Below are 2,732 nucleotides of genomic sequence, written 5' to 3'. Positions count from 1 at the left end.
GGAAACAGGTTTCGCATTCAAATTTGATCACGCGAGTAGTCCTTTGATTTGATATGTAATAGATATGAAAATCTCTTGCAAAATCATGTATTACTTTGTGCGAGATCGCAAGTCGAAAATGTCAGATTTTACGAATTGGAGTCCGTTAGGAAATGTCAATAGAGAGTCTAATATACGTATTATCGTGAATTTCAATGTGTCTCTGTTATACTCTTTGAGTCGTATTATACCCTTCTGTTATTCGAGATAATAAGGATCTCTCAGTGCGAAAACGAAACTTTTCTTTTCAAACGGGCTTTGCAATGATTGCTTTCATCTGTCTCTTTTGTCTGCAGGTAACGTTGAAAGCAGCTACCCGTCAGCCCGGGGATCGTCCCAACCTGATAGTGATTATGGTGGATGATATGGGGTATGCGGGCGTCAGTTGCTTTGGCAACCCGTATTTTAAAACGCCGCAAATTGATCGTCTTGCGGACGAAGGAATGAAATTCTCGGACTTTCATTCTTCGGGTACGGTTTGCTCGCCGACACGCGCGGGGTTGTTAACGGGTCGCTATCAGCAAAGAGCGGGGATAGAAGCTGTCATTCATCCGGTGAGTGATCATCCAGAACACCGAAAAGGTTTGAGGAAAGTTGAAAATACATTTGCCGAATTATTACAGTCTGCAGGCTACCGGACCGGATTGATTGGGAAATGGCATCAGGGCTATCCGCATAACACGGCTGAGTTTCATCCTGATAATCATGGCTTCGATACCTTCATTGGTTATCATAGTGGCAATATCGATTTCATCAGTCATGTAGGAGATCATGTTAAACATGACTGGTGGCATGGCCGCACTGAAACACGCGAAATCGGTTATTCAACACATTTAATCAATCAGTATGCTTTGCAATTCATCAAAGAAAACAGCGAGATGCCTTTCTGTCTGTACGTTGCCCATGAAGCGATTCACAATCCGGTGCAGGTGCCCGGAGACCCGGTTCGGCGCAGTGAAGCAGAGGGTTGGAAACGTTGGAAACCTGCGAACAAAGCAGAACGCATAGAGAAGTACAAAGGCATGACACTTCCCATTGATGCCGGAGTCGGACAGATTCACAAGCTGCTGGCAGAGTCGGGGCTTGATAAAAACACATTTGTCTTATTTTTTTCAGACAATGGTCCCGCGCGTGACTTTCCAAGTGGTAGTCCAAAATGGCGTGGCGGAAAAGGTTCGGTATATGAAGGAGGGCATCGTGTGCCAGCAATTGCCTGGTGGCCGGGAAGGATTAAGCCGCAAACAGTTTCGGATGTGCCTGCGATCAGCATTGATGTAATGCCCACCTTATTGGCGATCGCGAAAATCGAAGTGCCCCGGGATCGGCCCCTGGACGGCGTCGATCTTTCACCGGTTTTGTTTCAACAACAGACGGTCGCAACACGACCGTTATACTGGGCTTCGCTGTCGAATAATGGGAACCGTTCGGAAGCGATGCGTCAGGGACCATGGAAACTGGTGGTCTTGCATCCGCGGGCGAAACCGGGCACCTTTGAAAAGGAAAAGATCGAACTCTATCGCCTTGATCAAGATCCGGGAGAGAAACAGGAACTATCCAAACAGGAACCGCAACAGGCGGCCGCCATGCTTAAACAGCTCAAAAACTGGTATCAGGAAACCCAATCAACGGCGACGCTACAACCGGGCGGCTGGCTTTCGAAAGGGAAGTGAAGTTCATTCAAGTATTAGTATTCGACATAGTCAAATTACTGATTAATGGAGAGAATTCGTAAAAACTGGGGTTGCCGTGTTTATTGTAAAACGATAAAAGTTCGTCGCTTTACAACAAATTCATTGGAAAGGAATCCCAATATGACTTCGAAAGATCGAACCAGTACCATTTGTAAGGTGCTCTATTACTGTTGTATTATTTCGCTGTTTGCTATGCCCATTTTGTTGGTGTGGGTCTGGTTATATGCAGATCTCATCGCTGCAAGTGCGAGTTCTCTTCCCGCTAGTGCCATTCAGCATCCATTACCCGTTTGGACCAAGTGTTTGATGGTCTTGTTAAGTGCAACTGTGATGGCACCCACATATTGGGGTTTGTTCTCAATACGTCAATTTCTGAAAGCCTGTTGTGCAGAAGACTATCTCAGTTCGCAGAATAGCCGATATTTAAAACGACTTGCATTCGGCTTATTTGGAACGGCGTTGCTTTCCCCCATTTCCTGTTCTATCTTGAGCGTACTTTTGACCATAGATAATCCTCCCGGCCAGAAAATGCTGACCATTGGCATCAGTTCCAATCAGATTATATTAGCGGCGGTTGGTGGATTACTGTTTGTGTTGGCGAATTTAATTCAACGAGCGAGTCTGATTGCAGAAGAGCATGCACAGATTGTTTAGACAACATCATTCTTGCCAATACTATTTTATAAAATAATAAGATAAAAATCTTTTTCTCAATTGATGAGGACATGATGCGAATTTGTATTACACTGGATGTGATGCTGGCGAAACGCAAAGTGACTTCGCGCGATCTGGCACGTTATATTGGTATTACCGAGCAGAACCTTTCACTGTTGAAGTCGGGGAAAGTAAAGGGGATTCGGTTTGCGACTCTGGAAAAAATTTGTGAGTTTCTGGAATGTCAGCCAGGTGATCTGCTAGAGTACGAAACGGAAACGCAGAAAAAAGCGGCCTGATGGGGAGTGGAAACAGTGAAAGTACATGGCGTTCTGGAAACGGCAATTT

Annotated in this window: 3 protein-coding genes; all 3 read left to right on the top strand. The window is 45.3% G+C overall.

Annotated elements, in window-relative coordinates:
* The first annotated feature begins 263 nt into the window (after positions 1 to 263).
* The 3 genes from Q0668_RS07415 to Q0668_RS07405 all read left to right on the top strand — a co-directional run bounded on the left by Q0668_RS07415 (position 264) and on the right by Q0668_RS07405 (position 2,683).
* Complete coding sequence (locus Q0668_RS07415) at positions 264 to 1,709, top strand: sulfatase-like hydrolase/transferase (RefSeq protein WP_298862120.1); 1,446 nt, start codon at positions 264 to 266, stop codon at positions 1,707 to 1,709.
* 141 nt (positions 1,710 to 1,850) lie between these two features.
* On the top strand, positions 1,851 to 2,384 hold the full coding sequence (locus Q0668_RS07410) for a DUF2975 domain-containing protein (RefSeq protein ID WP_298862115.1): 534 nt from the start codon (positions 1,851 to 1,853) through the stop codon (positions 2,382 to 2,384).
* A 74-nt stretch (positions 2,385 to 2,458) separates the two neighbouring features.
* Positions 2,459 to 2,683 carry a helix-turn-helix transcriptional regulator gene (locus tag Q0668_RS07405; protein ID WP_298862126.1) on the top strand — a complete coding sequence of 75 codons (225 nt, stop codon included), beginning with the start codon at positions 2,459 to 2,461 and terminating at the stop codon, positions 2,681 to 2,683.
* Positions 2,684 to 2,732 lie beyond the last annotated feature (49 nt).

The organism is uncultured Gimesia sp., from assembly GCF_937910335.1.
Classification (GTDB): domain Bacteria; phylum Planctomycetota; class Planctomycetia; order Planctomycetales; family Planctomycetaceae; genus Gimesia.
The sequence above is the reverse complement of the archived record's forward strand: the minus strand, read 5'-3'. Positions and strand labels throughout refer to the sequence as shown.

What these genes read in the sequence shown, in the direction of transcription:
- Q0668_RS07410 (WP_298862115.1), top strand. Translation starts at nt 1,851, where the DNA reads ATGACTTCGAAAGATCGAACCAGTACCATTTGTAAGGTGCTCTATTAC.
- Q0668_RS07405 (WP_298862126.1), top strand. Translation starts at nt 2,459, where the DNA reads ATGCGAATTTGTATTACACTGGATGTGATGCTGGCGAAACGCAAAGTG.